Here is a 277-nt window from a genome sequence, read left to right as displayed (position 1 = left end):
GCTACGCCTGCAACCCGGCGGCGATCGAGGCGAAGGTGCGGGAGCTGGCGCCGCACATCCGCACCCTGTGGATCACCACCGAGGACCGGGCGCACACCCTGCCGGCCGGGGTGGGGCGGCTGGAGCCGGGGTCGGCCGCCTGCTGGGCGGCGCTCGCCCGCGCCAAGTACCTCGTCAACAACGTCAACTTCCCGCACCGCTGGAGCCGCCGCCCGGCGTGCCGCATGTGATCGAGGGCTCGCGCGCGTACTGGCGGGTCATGGCCCGCGCCCGCTAC

The 277-nt window shown here is 75.1% G+C and carries 1 pseudogene; it reads left to right on the top strand.

The features are described from left to right. Positions 1–215 (top strand): annotated as a pseudogene (locus ACSNOK_RS34075) (CDP-glycerol glycerophosphotransferase family protein); the annotation flags it as partial. Positions 216–277: the final 62 nt, after the last annotated feature.

It is taken from the genome of Streptomyces sp. URMC 126 (assembly GCF_051386555.1).
Classification (GTDB): Bacteria; Actinomycetota; Actinomycetes; order Streptomycetales; family Streptomycetaceae; genus Streptomyces.
This window is presented reverse-complemented; position numbering and strand designations above follow the sequence as displayed.